Source organism: Robiginitalea aurantiaca (genome assembly GCF_030380815.1).
Lineage (GTDB): Bacteria > Bacteroidota > Bacteroidia > Flavobacteriales > Flavobacteriaceae > Robiginitalea > Robiginitalea aurantiaca.
In genome coordinates, this window is sequence record NZ_JAUDUY010000004.1 from 307,751 (window position 1) to 331,719 (window position 23,969).

At 46.9% G+C, this 23,969-nt stretch carries 20 protein-coding genes; 7 read left to right on the forward strand and 13 right to left on the reverse strand.

The annotated features are described in order from the left end of the window. Nucleotides 1–8: 8 nt before the first annotated feature. The 9 genes from QU605_RS10450 to QU605_RS10490 all read right to left on the reverse strand — a co-directional run bounded on the left by QU605_RS10450 (nt 9) and on the right by QU605_RS10490 (nt 9,763). Nucleotides 9–1,967 carry a sensor histidine kinase gene (locus QU605_RS10450; RefSeq protein ID WP_289725254.1) on the reverse strand — a complete coding sequence of 653 codons (1,959 nt, stop codon included), beginning with the start codon at nt 1,965–1,967 and terminating at the stop codon, nt 9–11. An 824-nt stretch (nt 1,968–2,791) separates the two neighbouring features. Further along, nucleotides 2,792–3,550 (reverse strand): LytR/AlgR family response regulator transcription factor, encoded by a 759-nt coding sequence (locus tag QU605_RS10455; protein WP_289725255.1) that lies wholly within the window; start codon nt 3,548–3,550, stop codon nt 2,792–2,794. 33 nt (nt 3,551–3,583) lie between these two features. Next, nucleotides 3,584–4,492, reverse strand: coding sequence for a 1,4-dihydroxy-2-naphthoate octaprenyltransferase (gene menA, locus QU605_RS10460; RefSeq protein WP_289725256.1), 909 nt, complete (start codon nt 4,490–4,492; stop codon nt 3,584–3,586). A 15-nt stretch (nt 4,493–4,507) separates the two neighbouring features. After that, nucleotides 4,508–5,092, reverse strand: a complete 585-nt coding sequence (locus QU605_RS10465; protein WP_289725257.1) for an SPOR domain-containing protein — start codon at nt 5,090–5,092, stop codon at nt 4,508–4,510. A 108-nt stretch (nt 5,093–5,200) separates the two neighbouring features. After that, on the reverse strand, nt 5,201–6,049 hold the full coding sequence (locus QU605_RS10470) for a CvfB family protein (RefSeq protein WP_289725258.1): 849 nt from the start codon (nt 6,047–6,049) through the stop codon (nt 5,201–5,203). A 53-nt stretch (nt 6,050–6,102) separates the two neighbouring features. Further along, nucleotides 6,103–6,447: a DUF2853 family protein gene (locus QU605_RS10475; protein ID WP_289725259.1), complete on the reverse strand. Its 345-nt coding sequence runs from the start codon at nt 6,445–6,447 to the stop codon at nt 6,103–6,105. 14 nt (nt 6,448–6,461) lie between these two features. Further along, nucleotides 6,462–8,237, reverse strand: coding sequence for a 2-succinyl-5-enolpyruvyl-6-hydroxy-3-cyclohexene-1-carboxylate synthase (gene menD / locus QU605_RS10480; protein ID WP_289725260.1), 1,776 nt, complete (start codon nt 8,235–8,237; stop codon nt 6,462–6,464). 31 nt (nt 8,238–8,268) lie between these two features. Then, on the reverse strand, nt 8,269–9,360 hold the full coding sequence (locus QU605_RS10485) for a chorismate-binding protein (RefSeq protein ID WP_289725261.1): 1,092 nt from the start codon (nt 9,358–9,360) through the stop codon (nt 8,269–8,271). Then, nucleotides 9,332–9,763: a PaaI family thioesterase gene (locus tag QU605_RS10490; RefSeq protein WP_289725262.1), complete on the reverse strand. Its 432-nt coding sequence runs from the start codon at nt 9,761–9,763 to the stop codon at nt 9,332–9,334. Before QU605_RS10490 ends, QU605_RS10485 begins: the two co-directional genes overlap by 29 nt. Nucleotides 9,764–9,804: 41 nt before the next feature. Between QU605_RS10490 and QU605_RS10495 the strand changes: the two genes are divergently transcribed. After that, nucleotides 9,805–10,458: an alpha/beta hydrolase gene (locus tag QU605_RS10495; protein ID WP_289725263.1), complete on the forward strand. Its 654-nt coding sequence runs from the start codon at nt 9,805–9,807 to the stop codon at nt 10,456–10,458. Nucleotides 10,459–10,519: 61 nt separating this feature from the next. Here QU605_RS10495 and QU605_RS10500 read toward each other — a convergent pair whose 3' ends face one another. Beyond that, nucleotides 10,520–11,488, reverse strand: a complete 969-nt coding sequence (locus QU605_RS10500; RefSeq protein ID WP_289725264.1) for a hypothetical protein — start codon at nt 11,486–11,488, stop codon at nt 10,520–10,522. A 100-nt stretch (nt 11,489–11,588) separates the two neighbouring features. Next, nucleotides 11,589–13,496, reverse strand: a complete 1,908-nt coding sequence (gene dnaK, locus QU605_RS10505) for a molecular chaperone DnaK (RefSeq protein ID WP_289725265.1) — start codon at nt 13,494–13,496, stop codon at nt 11,589–11,591. A 225-nt stretch (nt 13,497–13,721) separates the two neighbouring features. Here dnaK and QU605_RS10510 point away from each other — a divergent pair, with 225 nt between their 5' ends. Beyond that, nucleotides 13,722–15,146 carry an L-serine ammonia-lyase gene (locus QU605_RS10510; protein WP_289725266.1) on the forward strand — a complete coding sequence of 475 codons (1,425 nt, stop codon included), beginning with the start codon at nt 13,722–13,724 and terminating at the stop codon, nt 15,144–15,146. Nucleotides 15,147–15,151: 5 nt separating this feature from the next. On the opposite strand, the gene QU605_RS10515 is transcribed toward QU605_RS10510, so the two are convergent. Further along, nucleotides 15,152–15,616: a nuclear transport factor 2 family protein gene (locus tag QU605_RS10515; RefSeq protein ID WP_289725267.1), complete on the reverse strand. Its 465-nt coding sequence runs from the start codon at nt 15,614–15,616 to the stop codon at nt 15,152–15,154. 122 nt (nt 15,617–15,738) lie between these two features. Here QU605_RS10515 and panB point away from each other — a divergent pair, with 122 nt between their 5' ends. Then, nucleotides 15,739–16,557 carry a 3-methyl-2-oxobutanoate hydroxymethyltransferase gene (gene panB, locus QU605_RS10520; RefSeq protein ID WP_289725268.1) on the forward strand — a complete coding sequence of 273 codons (819 nt, stop codon included), beginning with the start codon at nt 15,739–15,741 and terminating at the stop codon, nt 16,555–16,557. Between the two features lie 104 nt (nt 16,558–16,661). Next, nucleotides 16,662–17,321 carry an RluA family pseudouridine synthase gene (locus QU605_RS10525; RefSeq protein WP_289725269.1) on the forward strand — a complete coding sequence of 220 codons (660 nt, stop codon included), beginning with the start codon at nt 16,662–16,664 and terminating at the stop codon, nt 17,319–17,321. Nucleotides 17,322–17,433: 112 nt separating this feature from the next. Here the strand turns inward: QU605_RS10525 and QU605_RS10530 are convergent, their stop codons facing one another. Then, nucleotides 17,434–18,978, reverse strand: a complete 1,545-nt coding sequence (locus QU605_RS10530; protein WP_289725270.1) for a hypothetical protein — start codon at nt 18,976–18,978, stop codon at nt 17,434–17,436. 146 nt (nt 18,979–19,124) lie between these two features. Here QU605_RS10530 and QU605_RS10535 point away from each other — a divergent pair, with 146 nt between their 5' ends. From QU605_RS10535 to pheT, 3 genes are all read left to right on the forward strand, one after another. Continuing rightward, a complete protein-coding gene (locus QU605_RS10535) occupies nt 19,125–20,297 on the forward strand; it encodes a 2-isopropylmalate synthase (protein ID WP_289725271.1) in 1,173 nt (390 codons plus the stop codon). Next, nucleotides 20,297–21,415 carry a 3-isopropylmalate dehydrogenase gene (leuB, locus tag QU605_RS10540; RefSeq protein ID WP_289725272.1) on the forward strand — a complete coding sequence of 373 codons (1,119 nt, stop codon included), beginning with the start codon at nt 20,297–20,299 and terminating at the stop codon, nt 21,413–21,415. Before QU605_RS10535 ends, leuB begins: the two co-directional genes overlap by 1 nt. Before the next feature lie 129 nt (nt 21,416–21,544). Beyond that, on the forward strand, nt 21,545–23,968 hold the full coding sequence (gene pheT / locus QU605_RS10545; protein ID WP_289725273.1) for a phenylalanine--tRNA ligase subunit beta: 2,424 nt from the start codon (nt 21,545–21,547) through the stop codon (nt 23,966–23,968). The last annotated feature ends 1 nt before the right edge of the window (nt 23,969 follow it).

Below are 23,969 nucleotides of genomic sequence, written 5' to 3' on the forward strand. Positions count from 1 at the left end.
TCCCAAATTTATTTAAAATTGAACCAAAAACGAACCCCTTCAGCGGTTTTATCGATATTCAGGTTAGATTGTAACTGATTGACCAGCCTTTTGATCAGCCGAATACCCATGGAGTTCTCGGCCCGGGTTTCCGTGTCTTCGGGAAGTCCGACCCCGTTATCCGTATATTCAAAGAACCCGCCGTCTGTATTCTTCTGAATATGTATGTAGATCTTTCCGTTCTCGGAGGCTTCTGTAAAGGCGTATTTGAACGAATTAGATACCAGCTCATTGAGAATCAAACCTATAGGTATGGCCCTGTCAATGTCCAGTTCAACGCCTTCAGCGTCAATAGTGATATTGATACTATGGCCTCCTTTGCGATAAACAGACTGAATGCTATTGATCAGGCTTTCGATATAGCCCTGCATTTCTATCACCGAAAGATCGTCGTTTTGATAGAGTTTCTGATGGATCAGGGCCATGGCCTTTACACGGGTTTTGCCCTCCTCGAGGGCTTCTATGGCCGCCTTACTCCTTGTGTTTTTGGTTTGCAGGCTCAGCAGGCTCGAAACCATTTGCAGGTTGTTTTTTACCCGGTGGTGGATTTCCTTCAGCAGCGAATCCTTTTCGACCAGGGAATTTTCAATAATGCGTTTCTGTTCTGCGATTAAGCGTTGATTCTTGATGCTTTTTAAATAGGCGTAAACCAAACCGGCAAAACCGAGGAGCGTAAAAACCAAAGAGATGAACACCAGGTTAATCCTCATGTCCTGGGCCTCCATCACTTCCCGGCCCTGCTCGAGCATCAATTCCTGTTCCTTGTTCTTTTCCTTCTCCTTTTCGAGTTCTTCACTGGCCACGATGGAAACCAATCGCTCCTTCTGATTAAAGGCGTCCAGGGCATTAATGGAATCCTGAAGACGCATTGCATTTTTCAGGTAAATGGCTTCTCTTGAGCTGTCCCCGGTTGCTTTGTAATAATCCGCTAGTAGCCTATTGCGCCTTATGAGCAATTCCGGTTGAAAGGTATCCAGGTCCGCTGTGAGGTACTCGCGCGCCTTTCGATAGTTTTCGAGCTCCAGATAAGCAGAAGCCAGGGCGAGGGTGTTGATGGACTTCTCCTCATGGAAGGCCTCGGAAGACAGAGTACTAAGGACACCCAGGCTGTTTTCCAGATAGGGCAAAGCCTCTTCGTGCTCATTCTGAAGTATATGCGCTTTTCCGATATTTCCTTCGATAACTGCTTTTAGCAGACTTGCATTGTCTATTTCCTCACGTGTACGTACCTGATTGATGTCGTTTACAAACACCACAATGTAACCCTGTGCCTTCTTAAAGTAAGCCATGGCTGTGGCGGAGGACTTTTCCTGCAGCAGGAACTTTCCGATCTGGTTGTTATACACCGCCAAATGATAAAAATCCGAAGAATCGATGGTTTTCTTGACCTCTTCAATATATTGTTCCATCGCCTTGCGGTGCAGGCCCAGATTGGAGTAGATGTCGTAAAAACTGATGTTATCCGAGATGCCAAATTGCAACTTTCGCTCTCTTATCTCAATTTGCTTGTCAAACTGCCTGAGTTTCCCGTAGTTTTCGTCCATCAGATCCAATAACCTCTGAAGGCTGACCTTTTCGAGGGACTCCAGTTCCGGGTACATTTCCTGAGTGAGGGATGCGGCGCGCTTGTAGTTGCCGAGATCGTAATAAATCTGAGCTCGAATAAGCTGATAGGTACGCATTGCAGTAGAGTCCTGTTGCTGGACAGCGGTATTGATATCGGAGTTGATACGGTCGAGCCAGTCGTAGGCCGAGTGATATGTATACCGATTGTCCGTCTCGAAAAAGTAGGACAATTTTTCTTCCGGGGATTCCTTTTCAGTATACGTTTGCAGAAGGGACTCCGACGGTACGGCAAACTCCTGGGCCATTCCCATTGCGGGTAAGGCCATGCCTGCCAAATAACAAATGATGAGTAATTTTTTCATAAATCCGCCCTGCAGCAGTCGGATGCTATGGAGGCTGCTACATCAAGGTTGTTCAAACTTACCTCTAACTAACGGAAATTCGAATCTTTTGTTGTCAAACGGGAACATTCTGTAGCCTTTAATAAGAAAGGGGAAGTCTGAGGGGTCAAAATAAGAAAAGGCCGTGCAAATAAATGCACAGCCTTTTCATCTACATGTAAGATTTGGGATCTTAACTAAAGACCCTCCAAAAATAGAATTTTGGATGACCCGCCCGCTGGTTTTGTTGTGTAAGCGCTCAGAATTGTTGTGAAATTGGCTTTTGCGTCCCAAAGCTGCACTAAATCCAATGCTATCTGCCATTGATTTGCCAAAATTTCTACGATTGGCCGCAAAAGAAGAAAGAGTCTTGCCGCTTTGGCAAGACTCTTTCACGAGAACACTATATGAAAATGAAAAAATTTATCCTTAAATCCTGAAACGAATATACCCCGGATGCGGGCCGGAGCCAAGTCTTTGTTGTGAAGGGCGGAATTCTTGTTGTGAACAAGCACGCAGTGTTGTTTTACCCCTATTTACAAACCTGTATGGAGACCTCGGAGTTCGGCTTCTGAACATTCCGCTGCTTGGACCAGGATTTTCCATACCCCCTGAAATCAGAAAGAGCCTTGCCGCTTTGGCAAGACTCTTTCACGAGAACACTATATGAAAATGAAAAAAATTTATCCTTAAATCCTGAAACGAATATACCCAGGATGCAGGCCGGAGCCAAGTCTTTGTTGTGAAGGGTGGAATTCTTGTTGTAAAAGTGGAAATCCTGTTAGTCCGCGCTGTTTATGCAGGTCTTAAGAATTCATGGCCGAGATAATAAACTCCTTAAAATCTTTAGAGATCGGGATAAGCGTCCCGTTGATCAGGATATCTCTGGTATTGATGCCATCGATATGGTCTACATTTACTATGTACGATTTATGCGCCCTGTAGAATTTATTCCTTGGCAATTTCTCAAGGTACGTTTTCAGCGGAGAGCGTACCAAAAACTTTTTGTCTTTTGTATTGACCTCCAAATAGACGTTATCCGCCTTGATATAATGGATGTCATCAAAATAAATCCTGTAATACAAATGCTGCTTCTTGACAAAGATGGAATCCTTTAAAACGGAATTGGACGTAAATCCTTCTCCTTCGACCTCATCTCCGGTGTCGGCACTCCTGGATTTTTTTCCCGGCTCAAAATTAGAAAGTGCGATTTCTATGGAAGTGTACAGATCCTGCTGCTCAAAAGGCTTTACCAAATACCCATTCGGCTGAACGGTCTTGGCGTTTTCCACCGTAGCCCGGTCCGAGTTTGAGGTGACGAAAATAAATGGGATGTCGTAGGCTTCGCGAATGTGCTTCCCGAGATCTATACCCGTTTTATCCGAAGCAAGGATAATATCTATCAGCACCAGGTCTACCTGGTTATTTTTAAGGACCTCCACTGCCTGTTCGTAGACGATGACGTTATCGACAATCTCATAACCAATCTCCTCCAGCATGGACTGCATATCGTCGGCGATAATCACATTGTCCTCAACAATTAATATTTTGATAGGTTCTTCCAAAATAATTCAGGTTTAGCAGTTATGATTATAAAGCTACGAAAAATAATAATTTACTACCAGAAGCAGCAGGCCAATACCAAAAGTACTCAGCGCCAATTTTTTCAGTTCGGGATCCAAATCTGCGGGATTCTGGCAGGAAAGCACTTTACGAAGGTGGCTCAATACGACCAGGAAAGGAGACAGACAAATCAGGTAACGCAAGGGGTATTCCTGTATAATGACATAGCACAACATACACAAAAATGCGGTAAGGCAAAGGAGTAAATGATAGCGGACGCCGTTTCTAAAACCCATTTGCACCACAAGGGTGCGTTTGCCGGAGGCACGGTCGGATTCACTATCCCTCAAATTGTTCAGATTTAAAACCGCAGTACTCAGGGTCCCAATTGCTATGGCAGGGAGGAGGGCATCTGCTGTCACAGATCGGGTATATACAAACAAGGAGCCCAAAACACTGAGCAACCCGAAGAACAGAAATACAAAGAGATCCCCTAAACCGCGATATCCATAAGCATCGGATCCCACTGTATATTTTATAGAGGCCCAGATGGCTGCACTTCCCAGACCGAGGAATAAAAGAAGATAGCCAATGGATTCGGTTCCGAAGGCGTACACCAGTGTCCCCAGGGTGAGTAAGGCACTAAGGACAGCACTTATCCAGATCCCGTTTTTCAGACTCTCAGCGGACAGGGCACCGCTTTGAAGCGCACGCTTCGGGCCGATCCTGGATTCATTGTCCGTACCCTTGACCCCATCACCATAGTCATTCGCAAAGTTTGAAGTTACCTGATAGACAATTGTTGTGGCGAGCATCAAAAGAAATAAAAACCCGTCGGAGACCCCTGCTGCCAGTGCGAGCGCAGTGCCTGTAAGGATTCCGGAAATTGAAAGGGGAAGTGTTCTCAGGCGTGCCGCCTGTACCCACACGTGTAGCGTATTCAAGCTTTTGCGTTTCGGCTATTCTTCAATGGCGATGCGTTTTCCATCCTGGTAAGAAGCGACAAAAGCGTCCTTAAATCCCATGCTGACCAATTCGTTTTTGAAATTCCGGGCTTCTTCAAGGGTTTCAAAATTCCCGAGCGAGTAACCGTAAAACGGATTGTTTTTAACCAGAATTGTATTGGTAAGGGCTTCCGGGGCCAGATTAAAATTCTTATCTACGAAGGCTTTTACCTGTACAGAATAGATTTTCTCTTTTTCAAGAAACTCTTTAGCCAAATAAAATTCTTTGACCAGGCTCAACTCCTCATTTTGTTTACGAAGACTGCTCATTCGCCTGTTAACAGCATCCAGGCTGTCCCAAACCCCAGCCATATCCCGGGCTTTCGGACCCGAACTCAACCCCATGCTAAAAGAGGTGACAGCCAGCACGGCAATTAGGAATAAAATGGTGATTCCCGCAAATACATTGCGCTGAATTCCCTTCCTTCTGAGCTCGTGATTCTTGTGTTTTATCTGATCGAGCAGACGCTCATTGATAATCTGGGCTTTATCGATGTCTTTATGCAACTCCAGCAGATCACTCTCTTCGATGAATGGCATATACCAAGCCTTTTAAGTCTTAAGCGCTAAGTTAACCAAAATGCCGGGATTCAACAAAATAGAAATGGGTTATCTCAGGCACTTACCCGGTCAAATCCCATGCGCCGGTCAATCTGAAATCTTTTGGCCGGGAAGGCAAATTCCATCGGGCTGTATCTCAATCTTGCGCTCCCGGTACAAGATGCCTATCCCCTTTTTGAAAACCTTCTTACTCATCTTCAAAGCATCCTGAATTTCGCGGGGGTCCGATTTATCATGCAAAGCCAGTTTTCCACCTGCAGCCTCCAGGGCTTCATAAATACGCTGGGCCGCAGGTTCCAGTTTCCTGAAACCTATAGGCTCAAGGACAATATCGAGCTTTTGATCCGGACGAATGGCTTTAACATAACCCGTCAGGGTATCCCCCGGTCTAATCTTTTGGTGGACCTGATCGCGAAAAAGCAAACCCGTATGACGATTCTCCACCACAACCCCATATCCAAGAGGTGTTTCCTTAAAGACCAGTAGTGAAACTTGCTGACCTGCCGTTACCGAGATTGACGTATTGTCCAAAAACCGATCCAGACGCGCCGACCCCACGAGTCTTGACGATTTTGGATCCAGGTAGCAGTATACTACGTGGACTTCGCCCGCCTTCATTTGAACGGGTTGCTCTCTATAGGGTACTAAAAGGTTCTTCTCTAAACCCCAATCCATAAAAGCGCCGTATTCATTTACCTCCAGAACCTTCAGGGCTCCGAAGTTATCCCTGGTTACAGCTGGCTGGAGCGTGGTTGCTACCGGCCGTTCTTCATGGTCCAGGTAACAGAAAACTTCAAGGGTATCCCCTATCTCAAAATCCTGTGGAACGTATTTAGTGGGAAGAAGAACCTCTGCTTCAGTATTACTTCCCAGAAAGAGACCCACGCGGGTATCCCTCAACACAGTTAACGTATTGTACTTCCCCAGTTCAATCATAAGGTGATAGCGATGTATTCCAGGCTCTAAAACGGGTTTAAGCCAGGTAAGGATTATTTATAAATCCCTTCTTTGTTAAATCTTCGGGCCAGGATATAATAAACAACCGCCCGGTACTTATTTCTTTCGGAAGCTCCGTACTCCCTGATTACCTCTTTAATGGCATGCATCAGGTGCGGGCCATCTTCCAAACCTAATTTCTTAATGAGGAAATTTGCCTTAACGGTTTCAAGCTCAGACTCGTCACTCCCGGATACCAGGGCAGCATCACGGTTATAAATAGCAGGACCCAGGCCAGTAACTACTTTGTCGAGAAATGCCATATTGGGAGTTTCGGAAAACTTTTCTGTGATATGTCCGGCGTATTGGGCCAGAAGGGCTTCTTTTTTCTTACTCATCAGATTGGATTATTTCATTGGTTAATCGGCAGGGACCAAGATAGAAAATCAAAGTAGTCCAGCAAAATGGTATCGTTGAGCTTTCGGGGGGTTTTAATCTCCAGTAGCTCAGGCGATCCGGTGGGTTTGTAAAACGTTTTTAGGTTTGCTCCAAGAGATCCGGAGTCGTCGGCCAGTGCATAGCCAATACCAAAAGCCTTACAAAGCGCCTCTATGGAACGGTGTTGTACGGTTTCAAAATACGTTTCGAAATCAGGGTTTTCCGTTTTTCCGGGCAGGATCCTAAAGATCCCTCCTCCCCCATTATTGAGTACGATGATTCTGAAATCAGCTTTGATATAGTTATTCCAAAGTCCGTTGATGTCGTAAAAGAAACTCAGGTCGCCCGTAAGCAGCAAAGTAGGCTGCTCGGAATTAACAGAAGCCCCAACGGCTGTGGAGGTGCTCCCTTCAATACCACTGGTACCCCGATTGCAGTAAACCGCATTCTCAGCACCCATCTCAAAAAGCTGTGAATACCTGACCGTAGAGCTATTGGCCAGCTGTACCTGAACGCCGGGAGGAATACTTTGTAAAACCTGATGAAACGCGTGAAAATCCGTAAAGGGTATTTTATTCAAATAGGCCTTCCGGCGGTTCCGATAGGTCTGCATCACTTCAAGCCAGGGAGCCTTATAGGCACAGACACCCTTTTTAACGCTCGGCAGGAATTCCCTGAAAAAATCCCCTGCCCCCATTTGAACATGCCCGTCAAGGCTGTAATAGGTATCTGGGGCTGAATAAGGATCTATATGCCAATGCGTCTGAGGTTTATACCGCCTTAAGAATTGCTTTATTTTTTTGGAAACGACCATGCCTCCAAGGGTGAGCAAAACATCAGGGCGAAGGTTCTGGTAATGCGCTTCGGCATTTTCCGTTTTTTCAATCGGAGCCAGTATACTGTCAATACTCGGAAAGAACTGAGGGTGATGAACGTTGGACGTCGTTTCGGTAAACACCATGACGGAAGGGTCCTGCCCGAGCACCTCCAGGATTTCCGCCTGAATGCTTGCAGGAGGCAAGACACCGATAAGGATCATTTTACGGTTTGCTCCTTCCCATTTGTTTCTCAACGCGGTCCAATCCGGATTTAACCGATCAGATTCCGCTGCCTGAGACAAGGAAGGATTCACCGGTGGTTCATCCTGCATGTTGTAGAGGGGTTCTTCAAAAGGAACATTTAAGTGCACGGGAAGGCGCCGATTCAAGGCGGTTTTTAGGGCCATGCAAATCAGGTTTTCGTTTTCGCTCTGGCATTGGTCCTGCATCTGTTTTAACTGCCTGGCATTCTCAGGAGGATCACCTGCCTCCCATCGAATAGCCTCCGTAGCGTGTGTAACGTCCTGACCTAAAGCTGCCTGAAAACCGATATGCTTCTCGAATACCCCATTTTGCCTTATGGTTTGTCCGTCCCCTATATCGATCTTGTACTCGGGTCGGTCTGCTGAAAGGATGACCATAGGAATCCTGCTGTAATAACCCTCTGCCACCGCCGGATAATAATTTAGCAAGGCACTCCCGGAGGTACAGAGTAAAACTGCGGGTTTCCCGCTTTGCTGGGCGAGGCCTAAGGCAAAAAAAGCAGCGCTGCGCTCATCGACAATACTGTAACACCTGAAATACGGATCCTGAGAAAATGCCAGTATCAATGGGGCATTCCTGGATCCGGGTGAAATAACCACCTGCTGTATTCCATTGAATTTAAACAGTGAAACCAAGGTATGGGCAACGGGAATACTCGAGTACTTCATAGCGCTTGCAAAAATAAGGTCGTCTGCATTCTTACCCAATTGCTTTTGATGAATTCTCCAGGAGGGAAAGCATGGTGGTGCTTTTTTGCTGGGTTTCCTCCCATTCAGATTCTGGATCCGAGTCTGTCGTAATCCCTCCTCCCATATAGAGATAGGCCCGGCCATTGCGAATTTGAATGCATCTCAGATTGACAAATGTTTCAAAACTATCCGGGGCATCGATTCCCACCTCACCCAGAAAACCGGTATAGTATTCCCGATTGTAATTTTCATAGGTTGAAATAAAAGATTTGGTTTTATCCCGCGGAAGCCCGCATACTGCCGGCGTGGGATGAAGCTTTCTCAAGAGGGCTTCCGCCTTATCAGGGGGCAGTGGTGCTCGTACCGAAGTGCTGAGATGCCATAATTTGCCGGCCCTGAAATTTTCAACGGGACCTGTTTCAGGCTTCAGACCTGAAGCCTTCATCTGTTTCAAAATAAAATCGGTAACCACCTGCTGTTCGTACAACTCCTTGGGCGTCCACATGGATGATTTTTCTGTAGGATCTGAGCTTCGTGTCCCTGCAAGGGCTACGGTTTCTCCAATCCCCGATTGAGATCTTAAGAGTAATTCCGGGGTGGCTCCCATCCAGGTCCCAATGTCAGGATGATGAAACAGGTACCCAAATGCCTGTGGATACGCCTGTATCATCCGGAAAGCCAGTGAGACGATATCGACCTTAATCGGAACGGAATAACGCCGGCTGACAACTACTTTTTTGAATTCACCTTTCTCAATATGCTCCTTTGCCTCCTGAACCAGTTTAATGTGTATTTCCCGGCTGATCGGATTGGCATGGGGCTCTGCGAGCTCAAGCGGGGCAACAGCAGGTTTGGATTTACTGCAATAAAGCGCATCCGGCCTGAGAAAAACCAGCGGGGCCTTCTCTGGAAGGAATGGGGCCATTACAAACCCGGGGCGGTCAAAATCCAATGCGGTTTCCAACGTCCTGTCGGATTGCAGGATGGCCGTCATATACCTGGCCCCAGGCTTTCTGTATAGAACAAAAGGCAGGTTTTTACCCAAGTGGTCGCGAAGAATTCTCCGCAGGGCTTTACGCTTCTTCTTTTTTGGCGATCGCAATGGTGGTGAGTTTGCACTTAGAAATCAAATCCCCGGCATCGTCAGTTACGCGGATTTCCCATAACTGGAGCGTTCGCCCCTTGTGTATGAGGTTTGCCCTTGCGTGAACATAGCCCTGGCGGATACTGCGTACATGATTTGCCGCTATTTCGATACCCCGGAGGGAAAGCTTCTGGGCATCCATAAATACGTAGGAAGCTGCACTGGCCACACTTTCAGCCAGGGCTACTGTAGCTCCGCCATGCAGAATCCCATCGGGTTGATGTACTTTAGGAGTAACCGGCATCCGGGCAACAAGAAAATTTTCGCCTACATCTGTGTATTCAATATCCAAAGTCTCCATTAGGGTGTTTTTACACATTGAATTACAGACTTGAAGTATTTTTTCTTTGTATTCCTGCATGCTTTGGTCATTTTTGTAAAGGTAATCATTCCCTTTCAACCATGTCCTCAAAACACCCGCTTAAGACAGCGGAGAAACACCTCTCCATCCAAAGCACGCATCCGTATGAAACCCTGAATGAAAGGACTCCTGAAACTAAAAATGTGTGGGTTGTGTTTCATGGGATCGGATATCTCTCCAGGTATTTCCTCAGGCATTTTCAACATCTGGATCCCAAGGAAAACTATATCGTATGCCCCCAGGCTCCCTCCCTCTATTATCTGGATAAAACCTATACACATATCGGCGCCAGCTGGCTCACCCGTGAAAATACGGGGATTTATATGGAGAATTTACTGCACCTGTTCGATGAGCTCTATTTAAAGGAAGGCCTGGATACGGCTCCATCATTAGTGCTGATGGGCTATTCCCAGGGCGTATCGGTATTGTGCCGATGGATTACTGCACGTAAATTAAAATGCAACAGGTTAGTGCTGTACGCCGGACGGGTTCCCGACGAACTCGAAGCGGCAGATTTTGCCCATCTTCCGACAGAAACCCCGGTGGAGTTTTATATCGGCGACAGTGATCCCTTTATCACAGCCTTGGATCGAAAAACGATGATGCGTCGGTTGGAAGGACTTTTTGGAGATCGGCTGCAAATACGTGAATATTCCGGAGGCCACAACCTGAACAACAGCCATATAGTCGGCTGAAAGCACAGCCTACCCCATTTTAAGAAATACATACCGAAAAAACTGCCCTTTAAAAGCAGCCTTAGTTTTTGGGCAAACTATCCTGGGTCACCTCACTCAGGGGAGTGTAGTATGTTATTTTGCGTGTGGTATACGTATTCTGGGGGGTGATTATTTTCTTAATCCAGTTCCCCGGGTTTTTCCCGTCCGTCTGATAGATAAACTCTTTTTTGGCCACCCGATACACCTTGGGCTTACCGGATTTATGAGAATAGTACGTTGTGGTCTCACCCGTTTGCAAACCTCCCTCGTCATAGGTGTATTCCCAAAGTTCTTCTTTTAGGAAACTCTTGTTATCGGGATCGTAAATGAAGTTTGTACGCGCCATAATGCGATTGGGGCCACTCCGAATTTCTTCAACCGCCTTTTGAGGCGTACCTTGAAAATATTCTTTACGCAATGTTATTTTTTGTCTTGATCCGGCATTTTCCCTTTCAGATATCCTGACCGATTTCAAAAGCTGTCCGTTCAGGTAGTATTCCGAAGTAGTTTCGTCTTCATAACTCTTATAAACAACCTCCGTTTCATCGATACCCTCGGCTTGTACCCGAATAATCTTATTGATCCGACCTATGCTGTCGTATTTATAAGTAATCTGTTCGGTGATTTTCTGATCGTAAGAGGTGATTTTTTCGGTAAGGTCGCCTCGCTCCCGAAGCGTGTCCCTCTGATAAAAATGTGCGAAAGATGTACGCTTATCAAATGTTCCGTCCCGGTAAACCTCATCCCTTCGTTCCGTCAAAACAGTATCCCGATAGCGATAGTATGTAATGTCGTAATCAGAAGCGTTGTAACGCGTCAGGGATTTAAGCAACTTTCCCTCCCGGTCAAATTCAAAGCGCTCTTCCCCATAGTCGGTCAGAACAATACAATCTTTTACGGGTCCCTGCAGGTGAAAATCCCCCCGCGTAAACACTTCTGGCTGGGCTCTTGCCGCCAAAGCAAACCCCAGAAACATAAGTGTAGCAAAAAAAATGGATGACCGGCTCATTGCTGTAAAGGTAGCCGATACCTGTGATATCCGAAACAGGTAAGAAATAAAAAATGGGCGGTGTTACCCGCCCATTTCTGCATTTTGGAATTCCTAAAGGTTATTTCACCTCCTCAAAATCCACGTCTTCTACGTTATCACCTTCCTGGGTATCTGCGCCAGCTGTAGCCTCTCCATTGGAAGAAGGATCAGCCTGTTGCTCAGATGCCTGTGCCTTGTACATTTCTTCTGAAGCGGCTTTCCACGCTTCGTTGATGCTGTCAAGGGCCGGTTGAATCTCTTCGAGGTTCTTACCTTCGAAGGCTTTTTTCAAAACTTCAAGAGCGTCCTCAATGGGCTTTTTCTTATCATCAGAAAGCTTGTCTCCGAATTCGGAGAGTTGTTTTTCCGTTTGAAAGATCATGCTGTCAGCCTCGTTGAGTTTGTCTGCAGTTTCCTTGGCTTTCATATCCGCTTCGGCATTGGCCTCAGCTTCGGCCTTCATCCGTTGAATCTCCTCTTCAGTCAGCCCGGAAGAAGCTTCTATACGAATGTCCTGGGTCTTGTTTGTGGCCTTATCCGTAGCTGAAACCTTGATGATACCGTTGGCATCAATGTCAAAGGTTACTTCGATCTGAGGTGTTCCCCTTGGTGCGGGTGGAATACCGTCCAGGTGAAAACGACCAATTGTCTTGTTATCCCCGGCCATTGGGCGCTCACCCTGCAGGACGTGAATCTCAACCGAAGGCTGGTTGTCCGCAGCTGTTGAAAAAACCTGAGATTTCTTCGTTGGGATGGTCGTGTTCGACTCGATCAGTTTGGTCATTACCCCACCCATAGTTTCTATCCCGAGGGAAAGGGGGGTAACATCGAGGAGCAATACATCTTTCACATCGCCTGTGAGAACACCACCCTGAATTGCTGCTCCTACAGCAACAACTTCATCCGGATTCACCCCTTTTGACGGTTTTTTACCGAAGAAGCTTTCAACGGCTTCCTGAACCGCCGGAATACGCGTGGATCCTCCCACAAGGATGATTTCATCGATATCACTCTTTGAAAGGCCCGCGGATTTAAGTGCAGAGGCACAGGGGTCGATCGTTCTTTTAACCAGATCCCCGATCAATTGCTCAAACTTGGCACGTGAAAGGGTGCGCACCAGGTGCTTTGGACCCGACGCTGTAGCCGTAACATAGGGCAGATTGATTTCTGTCTGAGTTGTCGAAGACAATTCAATCTTTGCTTTTTCAGCTGCCTCACGAAGTCTCTGGAGTGCCATGGGGTCCTTGCGAAGGTCAATACCCTCATCTTTTTCGAATTCTTCGGCGAGCCAGTTGATAATTTTCTCATCTACATCATCTCCACCAAGGTGTGTATCCCCGTCTGTGGACAAAACTTCGAAAACGCCGTCTCCGAGTTCCAGAATGGAAACATCGTGTGTTCCCCCACCGAAGTCAAAGACAACGATCTTCTGATCTGTATGTTTTTTATCCAATCCATAGGCGAGTGATGCCGCAGTAGGCTCATTGATAATGCGCTCTACTTTTAAACCTGCGATTTCACCTGCCTCTTTTGTCGCCTGACGCTGTGAATCGTTAAAATAGGCCGGAACCGTGATCACAGCTCCTGTCACAGGCTGACCCAGATAATCTTCTGCCGTTTTCTTCATTTTCTGAAGAATCATGGCCGAAAGTTCCTGAGGCGTATATAGTCGCCCGTCAATATCAACACGGGGTGTATCGTTGTCGCCTTTAACCACTTTGTAAGGCACGCGTTTCGCCTCTTTTGTGGATTCCGAATATTTATTCCCCATAAACCGCTTAATAGAATATACGGTTTTCTCAGGGTTGGTAACTGCCTGACGCTTTGCGGGATCTCCCACTTTAATTTCTCCGCCTTCTACAAAGGCGATAACCGAAGGTGTTGTTCTTTTACCTTCTGCATTTGGGATTACCACTGGCTCGTTCCCTTCCATAACGGAAACGCAGGAGTTCGTGGTACCCAAGTCTATTCCAATAATTTTACTCATCCTCTGTGTGTTTATATGAATACTTAACTTATGGTTCGAATAACTTTTTAAATTCACTTCAAAAGGACAAACAACATGCCAAGGATTTAAACCTGACATACTGTCACAGCCTGCAGCCCAATACGCTTGGATCGGACCCCGTCTGGCATAAAATTATTTAGAATACTTGGCGTATTGACAGCCCTCTGAGTTGTATTTTAGCCAAAACAAACGATCGGACAAACCATGGAATGTATCAGTGTTTTCGACATGCTCAAAATTGGGGTCGGCCCCTCCAGTTCACATACCCTGGGGCCCTGGCGGGCCGCTGAACGCTTTCTTAAAGAACTCAGAAGCAGCGGGAAGTTCGATCGGGTAACAACAATCAGGGTGCTGGTGTACGGTTCCCTTTCGCTGACCGGAAAGGGTCATGCTACAGATCTGGCCATACTTATGGGACTCAGCGGTGCAGACCCGGAGGAAGTCCCAATCGACAAAGTAGCCGGGATAATTGCCGAAATCCGAAATAATAAACAACTCAACCTGGGCGGGGCTAAAGTCATTCCTTTTGAGGAATCAGAACAACTCAAGTTTCTCAGAAAGTTTCTTCCCTTCCACGCGAATGCCCTGACTTTTGAAGCCAGTGAGGGTGAAAAGCGTTTACATCGGGAGACCTATTATTCCATTGGGGGCGGTTTTGTCGTCAAAAAGGAACGGATTTCCGCCCGGAAGAAAGCCGTGATCTTTCAGTCCTTCCCCTACCCTATTCAAAGCGGGGTGGAATTGCTGGCGTATTGCGCGGAACTGGAAAAATCGATTTCACAGGTCGTATGGGACAATGAATGTGCCATAAGGAGCCCGGAAGACATCAATCAGGGCCTGGATCGGATATGGACCATCATGCTTCAGAGTATTTATGAAGGGTGCCATAGCCCGGGGGAACTCCCTGGTGGCCTTCAGGTAAGGCGACGGGCCCCGGACATCTACAATAACCTGAAGGGCGGCTTGCCTTATGACAATCCACAGGAATGGCTGCAAACCATCCGGAACACTGAAGTTAAGTTTCGGCAAATCCTCAAATGGGTTAGTTGCTTTGCCATTAGCGTCAATGAAGTAAACGCCTCACTGGGTCGCATTGTTACTGCACCCACCAATGGAAGTGCTGGCGTGGTACCCGCCGTGTTAATGTACTATTTGGTCATTGAGAACCACGAAGCAGGCGTGGAAGAGATTCGCAGGTTCCTTCTGGTTGCCGGTGAAATAGGCAGTCTCTTTAAAAAAGGGGCGACAATTTCCGCCGCCATGGGAGGATGCCAGGCCGAAATTGGGGTGTCTTCGGCAATGGCCGCCGGGGCATTGACCGAGCTCCTGGGTGGGTCGCCCGAACAGGTGCTCTGTGCAGCTGAAATTGCCATGGAGCATCATTTGGGCCTAACTTGTGATCCTATTGGAGGCCTGGTTCAGGTTCCCTGTATCGAACGGAATTCAATGGGGGCAATCAAAGCCATTAACGCCGCTGAACTTGCCCTGGAGTCAGATCCGGCCATGGCCAAAGTCCCTTTCGACAAAGTAGTACAAACGATGTGGGAAACCGCCAGGGATATGAATTCCAAATACAAGGAAACCTCACAAGGAGGCCTTGCCGTGGGTGTAAACCTGAGTGATTGCTAGACTGTTTATTCCGATTCAGGACAGCCAGTCACTTGTCTTGTATCTACTAAATAGATGATTTTCCAGGAGTTCCCGTCGTGGAATAACTGAAAGGAATTGACCCCGCAGTGATGCAACGTTCCCTGAACATACAAAGAATATGGAGTCCAGGCCTCTGCCATTGCACCATCGGTAAGAATGGTAAAAGAGTGCAAGCGCTCCTCGATTTTCAGGGTATCCGGCAGTGACGCCATCGAGGTTAGGAAATCGTCGATGGATTCATCTTTTAGATAAGGAATCCCATCAGCATCCTTCCCGATTCGTTGCATCGTAAGGTGCTCCGACAGCACACTCCGCATCTGGGAGGTATCCCTTTTGTGGAACCCTTCAAAAAAATCCTCAATCGTGCTTTTAATAGCTTCTTCTGAGGGGGACTGCCCCTGTACATGGCATAATACGAGCAGAAGCAAAGCGAATAGTTGCGTTTTCATATACGTGTCCTTTATTTACTAAATGTACAGTATTTTTAGTGGCCGGCCTTTGAAGATGTCGGGGTTTCCCGCCGTACCCACGACCAAAAATATGTACCTTTAGCGCGTTAAAAATCCGACTCATGTCCACAGCAAAGAAACAATACAAACGCATAACGGTGAAATCTCTGGTTGAGATGAAACAACAGGGAGAAAAAATCTCAATGCTGACCGCCTACGATTATTCCATGGCAAAAATTGTAGATGCCGCCGGTGTGGATGTGATTCTGGTCGGGGATTCCGCAAGTAATACAATGGCCGGGCACGAAACCACCCTCCCCATAACCCTGGATCAGATGATATATCACGCCAGCTCGGTGATCAGGGCTGTAGAGAGGGCTCTTGTTGTGGTGGATTTACCATTTGGAAGCTACCAGAGCGACCCCAAGGAAGCGCTCAGATCCGCAATCCGCATCATGAAGGAAAGCGGGGCCCATGCTGTTAAATTAGAAGGTGGAATTGAAATAAAAGATTCCGTAAAACGGATTTTAAATGCGGGTATTCCGGTAATGGGGCATCTTGGACTGACCCCCCAAAGCATTTATAAATTTGGGACCTATACGGTACGGGCACGGGAAGAACAGGAGGCCAAAAAACTTCTTGAAGATGCCCGAATGCTCGAGAAAATTGGCTGTTTTGCTGTTGTTCTTGAAAAGATCCCTGCGGAACTGACCCGGGTGGTATCCGGGGAATTAAACATCCCAACTATTGGAATCGGTGCAGGGGCCGCTTCAGATGGCCAGGTCCTGGTCATCCACGATTTATTGGGGATGACCCATGAATTTAACCCGCGTTTTCTAAGGCGGTATATGAATTTATACGAAGAGATGAATGTCGCCATCGGGCAGTATGTAAAGGATGTAAAAAACAAAGATTTTCCCAACGCGGGGGAACAGTACTGAACATAAGCAGTCCAACCCGTGATTGCAGCGTTTCTGAAGCTATAACACCCTGAGAATCAAATTTGTCAAATTCACCACAGCATAGCACACCCCAAAATCTTCAGGTGATCTACGAAGACAACCACCTTATTGTGGTCAATAAAAGGCCCGGGGATATCGTCCAGGGTGACAAAACCGGAGACACCCCGCTGAGTGAAGTGGTTAAGGCCTATCTCAAGGAAAAGTATCAAAAGCCCGGTGAGGTTTTTCTAGGGGTCATCCATCGACTCGACCGACCGACTTCAGGGATTGTCGTTTTTGCACGGACCTCCAAGGCACTTACACGGATGAATGCCCTTTTTAAAGCAAAGGAAGTTCATAAAACCTATTGGGCTATTGTGCAGAATCCACCTCCGGCCGAATCCGGAAGACTGGTCCACTGGCTCGAGCGAAATCCAAAACAGAATAAGTCCTATGCACGGCCCGGCGAAACCCCAAATGGCAAAAAAGCTGTTCTGAATTATCGTCTCATGCGATCCCTGGACCGGTATCATTTACTTCAAATCGAAATCGAAACAGGCAGGCACCACCAAATACGGGCGCAACTTTCAAGTTGTGGCTGTTCTATAAAAGGGGATCTCAAATACGGTTCTCCAAGGTCCAACCCCGACGGGAGCATACACCTTCACGCACGTGAACTTGAATTTATTCACCCTGTAAAAAAAACACCCCTGAAGGTCCAGGCGCAACCTCCGAAGGACGCCCTCTGGGACGCTTGTTTGTAAGCAACCTTTACATCCAATTATCTGGTCCGGGACGCCCCTGCAGATCCGGGATTGCCTCAGGGAGAACATCGGGTCGGCAATGAATTTAAATGATGGGCTTTGTGGAAAAACCTCAGCGGGTCAGGGCCACGGCCTTTTCCCTTATGATATCGGCCACTGGCCTTCCCTGCAAATGGCTCTCCAGCCAGGAAAGGATGTCCAGGTAAAGAAATGCCCGCTTTTCATAAGGATGGTCCTCATACGCCTTGAGTCTGTTGTAAAGATCCTGAAAGGCCATTTTCAATTCATGGGGATAAATAGAGCCCATCTTCCGAAGGAACTTGATCATCTCCCGCTGAACCTCATGTAATTCATTCATTTTAAGGAGAAACTTATAGGTGCTCTTCAGCTGTACCTCGAGGTGATAATCCATTCCGGCCTCATAATGGGCAACCAGTGATAAAACCCTCGCAAAACACATCAGGTCTTCCCGCACCTTGAGGTTTTTCTCATTGATGATTTTATTCAGGTAGCGGATACACGTCTTGTTATCGCCAACTCCGAAATACAGGGAGGCCAATTTGTAATAAAAGAGCATAATATGGTGCCTGTCCAGTTGGGCCCGATGTTTTTCAATACCGTATTCGACAATTCGTACCAGGTACAATCCTTTTTCAAAGGTCCCCTCCATAAAATGCAGGTTCAATCGATTGGCATTCAGATATAGAAAAGAAAGTGTAGCTACGTTATCGTTCTTCGGAAAAGCTTTCTGACTGATGACTTGTTCCAATTTGTCCAGCGTTTCCCGAAACTGTGAGCTGTATTTGACAAAAAAGAGCGATTCCAAAAGGTAATTGGCCCCTTTTAAATAAGCTACGGGGTTCAGATAGATCATGTCCGGAGTACTGTAGAATAAGGAAACCCACCTGCTCGAATACTTATAGCAGGACAGAAAATCCTGAGTGAGAAAGCTGTACCATAAATGCGCCTGATACAACCATAGCTTCTCCCGGAATCCGAGCTCCTCAAACCGAAATTCTGGGAGATGCGCGTCGAAGAAATCGGCGACCATCCGATGGTCCTCATCATTGCGGACATATCCCATTTTAAGCATCATCCCGTACAACTCCAGGGAAAGATTTGAGAGTTCCCCCGTGATTGCATTCAGTCTGGAGAGCCTGTGCGACTGACGAGACAACTCCCCTGCCCGATCCGGTAAACTTCGGGTGATGTACTGCGTCTCAATTACTTTTTCCAGTTCTACGATTTCATAAGCAATATTCTTCTCCTCCTTGTCAATGGCAATGCTTTTGGCTTTATCAAGGAGTTTAAGGCTTTGTTTGTAAAGCCCTTTCTGATACAAGATTGTGGCAAAGTCCAGTTGCTCGCGCAGCTGTACCCTTACGTTCTGATTGCCCGGATTCAGGCGCAGGCTGATCAGTATCTGTTTGTAGAGGTGGGCCTTGAGGTTGGAGAGCTGTGATTTCTTGACTATTTCACTTTGCAGAATGACCTTCTCGTCATAGCTACGCATCTTATCCAAAAGGTTAAAAAGGGCCAGAAATTTTGCATCCGTATTTACCCCCAATCGCCCGACATAGAGCTTGAATTGGCGTTTTTCGGACTTGGAAAGCGATTTAATAAGGACAAACAGCGTATCTTTCGGGGTACTTGTCATCGTAATAAATGCCTTTTATCTATCTGTATTTGTGCGTTTTAGTAGGCCTGAATTGCTCCTAAACGTCATAAACCGAAAATTGAAACCCAATCCTTTCGATTGGGTCCGTTTATTTTCGTCATTATGAATAAATGTACATAATTCTGATGAGTAAAGAGAAGGTTCAGATTTTTGACACAACCCTCAGGGACGGGGAACAGGTTCCAGGGTGTAAACTGGATACCCAACAGAAGCTGGTTATCGCCAGCCGGTTGGATCAGCTTGGAGTCGATGTGATTGAGGCAGGATTCCCAATTTCAAGTCCCGGAGACTTCAAATCGGTTTCCGAAATTGCCCAAATTGTAAAAAACGCCACGGTTTGCGGATTGACCAGAGCCGTGGAAAAAGATATTGAGGTAGCCGCTGAGGCCATCCGCAATGCGCGAAGGCCCAGAATCCACACGGGAATAGGAACCTCGGATTCACATATTAAATACAAATTCAACTCCAACCGCGAAAAAGTCCTGGAACGTGCGGTGGCAGCGGTTAAATATGCAAAGCGCTTTGTCGAGGATGTTGAATTCTACGCCGAAGATGCAGGGAGAACAGACAATGAATATCTCGCCCGGGTATGCGAAGCGGTCATAAAAGCCGGAGCCACTGTACTGAATATACCCGATACGACGGGATACTGCCTGCCGGAAGAATACGGCGCCAAGATGAAATACCTCAGGGAAAATGTACGCGGAATCGACAAAGCGATTCTCTCCTGCCATTGTCATAATGACCTTGGACTGGCTACTGCGAATTCGATAGCCGGTGTGATTAACGGGGCGCGCCAAATTGAGTGCACGATTAACGGCATTGGGGAAAGGGCCGGAAATACTTCTTTGGAAGAAGTGGTTATGATCCTCAGGCAGCACCCTTACCTCAACCTTGATACGGATATTGACAGTACGCTTTTGTTCGACACGAGTCAGATGGTTTCACAGAAAATGGGAATGCCCGTACAACCCAATAAAGCCATTGTAGGCTCCAATGCCTTTGCACACAGTTCGGGGATTCACCAGGATGGGGTAATCAAAAAACGGGAAACCTACGAAATCATCAATCCCGAGGATGTGGGCGTCACCGAATCTTCTATTGTCCTGACAGCCAGAAGCGGCAGAGCCGCACTCGCCTATCGGGCTAAAAAAGTAGGTTATGAACTCACGAAAGTACAACTCGATGAAGTTTACAAGGAGTTCCTGAAATTTGCAGATCGGAAAAAAGAAATAGTGGACGAGGATATTCATCAAATTGTTGAGAGCTCGTCAATTGAGATAGAAAACGTCGCCTGATGAAATTAAAAATCGCTTTGCTTCCCGGAGATGGAATCGGCCCGGAGGTAATCACCCAAGCTGTATCATGCCTGCAGGCAGTAGAAGACATCTTCGGTCACCAGTTCATATTTGCAGAAGCCCCTGTTGGGGCAACGGCTATGGACAATGGAGGAAATCCACTTCCGGCGGATACCTTGGCCCTTTGCAAACGTTCTGACGCCGTCCTTTTCGGAGCCATTGGCGATCCCAAATACGACAATGATCCGGCGGCAAAAGTCCGTCCGGAACAGGGCTTGCTGAAACTGAGGAAAGAACTGGAGCTATTCAGCAATATCCGGCCCGTACAGGTTTTCCCTACCCTGATCGAAAATTCACCTTTGCGGAAAGAAATCATTAACGGCACAGATTTCGTAATCTTCAGGGAACTGACCGGAGGAATCTATTTCGGTGAAAAAAAACGGAGTGAGGATGGGCGAACCGCTTCCGATCTCTGTATTTATTCAGAAGAAGAAATCAGCCGTATTGCCCACCTGGCTTTTAAGGCGGCGAAGGGCCGCAGAAAAAAACTCACCCTTGTGGACAAGGCAAACGTCCTCGAATCTTCAAGACTATGGCGCAGCGTAGTGACCAAAATCGCTGAGAGCTATCCTGAAGTAACCCTGAATTACCTGTTTGTCGATAATGCCGCCATGCAACTGATCCTCAACCCATCCCAGTTCGATGTTATACTAACTGAGAATATGTTTGGGGATATACTCTCTGACGAAGGCAGTGTTATCGGAGGATCCATAGGTTTATTGCCTTCTGCCTCCGTAGGGGAGAAATACGCCATGTTCGAACCCATTCACGGTTCCTTCCCTGAAGGGGCAGGAAAAAATATTGCCAACCCAATTGCCGCTATTCTGTCCGTAGCCATGCTCCTCGATCACTTCGGCCTCAAGGAGGAAACCAATGCCGTGATAAAGGCCGTAAACCGATCGCTGAAAGATGGTATTGTAACACCCGACCTCAATGCGAAAAGCAAATATGGCACAGATGACGTGGGACATTTCATCGCCAGTCAGATCACCGATGCAGAGGATTATCGCGGATTGAATAAAGAGAATATCGGCTTGGGAAAATCCACGATTATTTAGTTCCCTTTTTGAATTATCCGATCAGATCCCCGTAACAACATCCGGGGATTTTTTCATTACATACTAAAGGCCCACTTGCGTATTGAATTCTTTTAACATTATCTTATCTTTGGGAGCTTAAAGGGCATCATGAAAATCTCTTACAACTGGCTTAAACAATTCGTCGAAATCGACTGGAAATCAGAGGATATTGCCGAACTTCTTACCGATCTCGGTCTGGAAGTAGAAGGAGTCAGCAATTTCGAATCCATACCGGGTAGCCTGAAAGGGGTTGTCGTTGGGGAGGTCTTGAAATGTGAAAAACATCCAAACGCCGACAGGCTTAAAGTTTGCCTTGTGGATGTAGGAGAAAAGGAACCCCTTTCCATTGTCTGCGGCGCACCTAACGTGGCAGAAGGCCAGAAAGTTCCCGTGGCAACCGTAGGGACTACACTTTATGGATCCGATGGGAATCCCTGGAAGATTAAAAAAGGTAAAATCCGGGGCGAAGTGAGTCAGGGGATGATCTGCGCCGAAGATGAACTGGGGCTTGGGAACAGCCATGAGGGTATTCTGGTATTGGACGCCGGCATTGACAAGGGCACCCCCTGTGAAAAGCTTTTTCCCATTGAGAAAGATGAAGTTTTTGAAATCGGGCTTACCCCGAATCGGGCAGATGCCATGAGCCATTATGGGGTTGCCAGGGATCTCCGGGCAGGCCTCAGGCAACGCAAAAAATTTCTCGAAGTACGAACGCCTTCGGTGAGCACCTTCAACATAGACGACCGCTCCCTTAGAATAGATGTTTCCGTAGAAGATTACAGCCTGGCTCCTAGGTATTGCGGGATCAGCCTGACGAATCTTATCGTACAACCTTCGCCGGACTGGCTTCAAAACAGATTAAAGGCTATAGGGCTTAATCCGATCAACAATGTCGTGGATGCGACAAATTACGTGCTCCACGAGCTCGGACAACCCCTTCACGCTTTTGATGCAGATCGCATCTATGGCAAAAAAGTGGTCGTTAAAACCGTCAAGGCAGGGACCAAGTTCATGACCCTGGACGGAATTGAACACACCCTTGATGCAGAAGACCTCATGATCTGTGATGGGGAAAAACCCATGTGTATTGCCGGTATTTTCGGCGGTATCAACACCGGTGTTACTGAAGACACAAAGTCCATTTTTCTGGAAAGCGCTTACTTCGATCCGGTATCTGTGCGCAAAACTGCCAAGCGTCATGGGCTCAGTACGGATGCCTCGTTTCGTTTTGAGCGTGGAGTCGATATTGACAATACGGAATATGCCCTGGTACGGGCCGCCATTTTAATACGTGAGCTTACCGGAGGAAATATCAGCTCAGACATCGTCGATCTCTATCCGCGGAAGATGGAAGGCCATAATGTATTTCTCCGGTTTGAAAAGATCAATGCGCTGATAGGACACGTCATACCTAAGGACACCATAAAATCTATTCTTGCCTCCCTGGACATTCAGGTGCGTAGCGTTACGGAAACCGGTCTGGGTCTTGTCATACCCTTTTACCGCGTAGACGTGCAGCGTGAAGTCGATGTTATTGAAGAAGTTCTCCGCGTTTATGGATACAATAACGTCTCGTTTAGCGAGAAATTAAATGCTTCCATTATTCCTTCCGAATCTCTTGAGCCTCATGTATTGGAAGAGGCTATTGGAAGGCAGCTGTCCTACAATGGCTTTTATGAAATTCTGGCCAATAGCCTGACCAACCCCTCCTATCAGGAATTGTTAGCCCGGGAGTCCCAGTCGGTTGTTAGCCTTTTGAATCCATTGAGTCGGGAATTGTCTGCACTGAGAACCGATATGCTTTTTGGGGGGCTGGAAACGATAGCGCACAACCTGAATCGCAAACAACAGGATTTAAAACTCTTCGAATTCGGAAAGGTGTATCAACAGGAGAAAAGCAAACAAATAGAATCTCCGAGAATCTCCCTCCTACTTACTGGAAATGCCTACAGGGACCACTGGGCCAAACCAGAAGAAACCATGGGATTTTTCTATTTGAAGGGTGTACTGCATCAAATTCTGGAACGCGTGGGCTATACAGCCTGCCTGGAAACTCCTATTGCAGATACCCGGTTTACAGAAGGACTCCAACTCAGTGAAAATGGGGTTGAAATCGCAACCTTCGGTTTGGTTCGCGAGGGTATTCTTGAAGCCTTTGATATCTCCCAACCCGTGCTTTACGCTGATATCAACTGGAACGCCCTATTGGCAAAAGCCTCCGAAAACACATTCGAGTATCGGGAAATTCCAAAATTTCCGGAAGTCAAGAGGGACTTTGCACTTCTTCTGGACGAACACATCACCTATCAGCAACTGCACGAACTTTCATTTAAAGCGGAGCGATCGCTGCTGCGGGAGATGCAATTATTTGACGTTTATAAAGGGGACAAGTTGCCGAAAGGGAAAAAGTCCTATGCGGTCAGTTTTACACTACTCAACCCTAAAAAAACACTTACCGATAAACAAATTGATTCGGCCATGAAACGGCTCCAAACCAGTTTTGAGAAAGAATTGGGTGCAGAATTAAGGTGAT

Coding starts and splice junctions, on each gene's coding strand:
- QU605_RS10450 (WP_289725254.1), bottom strand. CDS start 1,967: ATGAAAAAATTACTCATCATTTGTTATTTGGCAGGCATGGCCTTACCC.
- QU605_RS10465 (WP_289725257.1), bottom strand. CDS start 5,092: ATGCCATTCATCGAAGAGAGTGATCTGCTGGAGTTGCATAAAGACATC.
- QU605_RS10470 (WP_289725258.1), bottom strand. CDS start 6,049: ATGATTGAACTGGGGAAGTACAATACGTTAACTGTGTTGAGGGATACC.
- QU605_RS10475 (WP_289725259.1), bottom strand. CDS start 6,447: ATGAGTAAGAAAAAAGAAGCCCTTCTGGCCCAATACGCCGGACATATC.
- menD (WP_289725260.1), bottom strand. CDS start 8,237: ATGAAGTACTCGAGTATTCCCGTTGCCCATACCTTGGTTTCACTGTTT.
- QU605_RS10490 (WP_289725262.1), bottom strand. CDS start 9,763: ATGCAGGAATACAAAGAAAAAATACTTCAAGTCTGTAATTCAATGTGT.
- QU605_RS10495 (WP_289725263.1), top strand. CDS start 9,805: ATGTCCTCAAAACACCCGCTTAAGACAGCGGAGAAACACCTCTCCATC.
- QU605_RS10500 (WP_289725264.1), bottom strand. CDS start 11,488: ATGAGCCGGTCATCCATTTTTTTTGCTACACTTATGTTTCTGGGGTTT.
- dnaK (WP_289725265.1), bottom strand. CDS start 13,496: ATGAGTAAAATTATTGGAATAGACTTGGGTACCACGAACTCCTGCGTT.
- QU605_RS10510 (WP_289725266.1), top strand. CDS start 13,722: ATGGAATGTATCAGTGTTTTCGACATGCTCAAAATTGGGGTCGGCCCC.
- QU605_RS10515 (WP_289725267.1), bottom strand. CDS start 15,616: ATGAAAACGCAACTATTCGCTTTGCTTCTGCTCGTATTATGCCATGTA.
- panB (WP_289725268.1), top strand. CDS start 15,739: ATGTCCACAGCAAAGAAACAATACAAACGCATAACGGTGAAATCTCTG.
- QU605_RS10530 (WP_289725270.1), bottom strand. CDS start 18,978: ATGACAAGTACCCCGAAAGATACGCTGTTTGTCCTTATTAAATCGCTT.
- QU605_RS10535 (WP_289725271.1), top strand. CDS start 19,125: ATGAGTAAAGAGAAGGTTCAGATTTTTGACACAACCCTCAGGGACGGG.
- leuB (WP_289725272.1), top strand. CDS start 20,297: ATGAAATTAAAAATCGCTTTGCTTCCCGGAGATGGAATCGGCCCGGAG.
- pheT (WP_289725273.1), top strand. CDS start 21,545: ATGAAAATCTCTTACAACTGGCTTAAACAATTCGTCGAAATCGACTGG.